Annotated in this window: 3 protein-coding genes and 1 pseudogene; all 4 read right to left on the bottom strand. The window is 54.1% G+C overall.

The window, feature by feature from the left end:
* The coding region (locus CZ203_RS00480) for a VirB6/TrbL-like conjugal transfer protein, CD1112 family (RefSeq protein ID WP_087064168.1) at positions 1-686 on the bottom strand (686 nt) is incomplete at its 3' end.
* Between the two features lie 71 nt (positions 687-757).
* Complete coding sequence (locus tag CZ203_RS00475) at positions 758-973, bottom strand: Maff2 family mobile element protein (RefSeq protein WP_002566673.1); 216 nt, start codon at positions 971-973, stop codon at positions 758-760.
* 96 nt (positions 974-1,069) lie between these two features.
* Positions 1,070-1,297 carry a hypothetical protein gene (locus CZ203_RS00470; RefSeq protein WP_003509346.1) on the bottom strand — a complete coding sequence of 76 codons (228 nt, stop codon included), beginning with the start codon at positions 1,295-1,297 and terminating at the stop codon, positions 1,070-1,072.
* Between the two features lie 28 nt (positions 1,298-1,325).
* Positions 1,326-2,423: pseudogene (locus CZ203_RS00465) on the bottom strand (VirD4-like conjugal transfer protein, CD1115 family); the annotation flags it as partial.
* Positions 2,424-2,560: the final 137 nt, after the last annotated feature.

The following is a 2,560-nucleotide window of genomic DNA, read 5'->3' as shown; positions in this document are numbered from 1 at the left end:
CCCAGCGCAAGCAGGGATTTCAAGTAGTTCTGGCCCATGCCGCGCCACTCTGCATTGCCCAGCGTGGCAAGGGGGATCGGCCCCAATGCGGTCACGGCGTAAATTTCAATCATTCTTCCATAGGTCACAAGGAAAATGCAGATGGAAAGAATGTTCATCGTCAGCCCCACAACAAGGGTCTGGAACCACAGGCCCAGCAGCGGCCCAATGTCCATTGCTTCAAGGCGGCTTTCCAGATCAGGGATCAGCGCGTCAAAATCAATGCTGGTATCCCCGATAATCACCCCGGCGCTCTGGTTGACGACTTGCTGGGTGGCGTCAAATACGCCCATGACGATATTCCATGTGTTCGTCACAATGAGGATGGCAAAGGCGCTTTTGAAAATCCAGCGGAAGAACATGGAGCTGTCGAAGTCGTGCATATTGTTCTTTTCCACGATCATGTCGATCAGCTCATAGCACATCACAAGGGCGAGAATGGCCGCCGCAATGGGGACGATCACCGTTTCGGACAGGTTTTGCAGCATGGAAAAAATGCCGCCGTTCCAGTCCTGCGGGGTACTGCCCACATCCGACGCGATTTCCCCGACTTTGGTATTGACTGTGTTAAACAGGCGGGACAGGTTGCCCATGATACCGTCGATCAGGATTCCTTTGATCCATTCCCCGATTAAATCACCGATCATGTGGGGACACCTCCTTTCCCGCGCCCTCCCCGATCAGAGAGGGCGCGGAGGGTTTTTTAACACACATGGGGTTATCCCAGCAGCCCGGACAGCAGCGGAACAAGGGTCATGCCGATCAGGGCAACGCCACCACCGGCGACAAGCTGCTTGATTCCCTGTGACTTGCTTGCCGGGTTGTCCGCCCCGTATCCCTCCAAAAGATTGACGCCGCCCCATACGCAAAGCGCGCCGCCGAGGCCCACAACGATGGTCTGCAAAGTATCAACTGCACTATTGAAAAATTCCATAAATTTACCTCCATAAATTCAGATTGTGATGGTGTTTGGGTGCAAAAAAAGCCGCCGTTCATAGCGGCAGCCTCACAATCCGCAGACGGCCCGGAGTTACTGGCCGTCCCGCCATTCCAACACAGCCAGCGAAAAAATTTCGCCCCATGCTTCACACAGTCTGCGGTCTATTTCCCTTGCAAGTTCTTCGGCTTCCCCGTCCGTAGGCGGGGTGTCATGTTCCGCGATCCACTGGCACAGAACCGCAGCGGAAATGATCGCCCGGTAGATTTCCTGCTCCTGCTTGAAATAATCCGCAAATGTCCATTCGTCCGAGTGTCCCATCGGTCACGCTCCTTTCTCTATGGCCGCTTTATTCCGCAGCAAAATCTTCATCCGACAGCTCAATGTCGTAGAGGTCAAAGGGTTCGTCCTCCGTTATCACGCGCCGCTTTTTCCGGCGCAGGGACGACAGGTAGCTGTCCACATCAAAGGTGTTCTTTTTGTCGGCGTCCGAGAGGTATTTATAGCGGGGGTGGCGGGTAATGTCGTATTTCTCACTAAAAAACGGCCTCACGCCGCGCACCTGCAAAATACACTTGCCTCCGTCCATCGTTGCAATTTCGTCTTGGCTCATCAGCTCCTTTCCGAGTTTTTGGTAGTTCAGTCCGTGGGAGGTCTGCGCGCCCCGGTTCTCGCTCTGGTTGTAGCTGTCAATGGTTTCCTTGCCCAGCACCTCCGCGATCTCCTTGGCGTTCTTGCCCCTGCCACTCAGGAACAGCGTACAGTCGCAGTTGTCGGAAATGATTTCCGCCGCGTCCTTGTAAATGGCCTTTAGCTGCGACTGGCTCTGCAAAATAATAGAAGCCGAGATTTCCCGGCTTCGGATGGTGGCGATCAGCTTATCAAAGTTTGGAATCTGGCCGATGTTGGCAAACTCGTCCAAAATCAGCCGCACATGGACGGGCAGCCGCCCGCCGTATTTGTCATCGGCCCGGTCACACAAAAGGTTTATGAGCTGGCTTTGCACCATTGCCAGAATGAAATTAAAGGTCGTGTCCGTGTCCGACATAATCAGGAACAGGGCTGTTTTTTTGTCCCCGATGGTGTCAAGTTCCAGTTCGTCGTCCTCCATCAGCTCCCGCACCTCCCGGATGTCAAAGGGCGCTAATCTGGCTCCGCAGCTTATCAAAATGGAGCTGCGGGTCTTGCCCGCCGACAGCAGGAATTTACGGTACTGGCGCACCGCAAAATGTTCTGGGTCTTTTTCTTCCAGCCGCTCAAACATCTGGTCTACCGGGGATTGAAATTCTGGGTCGTCCTCGCGGGCTTCGCTGGCGTTTATCATTTCAAGCAGCGTAGTGAAATTCATTTCATCGTCCGGCGCTTCGTACCAGATATAGCCAATGAGGGCCGAATACAGCAGGCGTTCCGATTTGATCCAAAAATCCTCGGCGCTCTTTTCGCCCTCGTAGAGTAGGAATGAGCCGCCTTGCGGCATTACTGCCGTAGGTTTGCCCAAACCCCTCCCAGAACCGGACGTACACCTCTCGATGTATCCGGCTCGCCATTATTGCTTCAAATCAGTGTCGTTCAAGGGTGGTGAAT

It is taken from the genome of Intestinibacillus massiliensis (assembly GCF_900155735.1).
In the GTDB taxonomy this organism is placed as follows: domain Bacteria; phylum Bacillota; class Clostridia; order Oscillospirales; family Butyricicoccaceae; genus Intestinibacillus; species Intestinibacillus massiliensis.
This window is presented reverse-complemented; position numbering and strand designations above follow the sequence as displayed.

Excerpts from the sequence above, each read along its gene's own strand:
- CZ203_RS00470 (WP_003509346.1), bottom strand. The coding sequence starts at position 1,297 with ATGGGACACTCGGACGAATGGACATTTGCGGATTATTTCAAGCAGGAG.
- CZ203_RS00475 (WP_002566673.1), bottom strand. The coding sequence starts at position 973 with ATGGAATTTTTCAATAGTGCAGTTGATACTTTGCAGACCATCGTTGTG.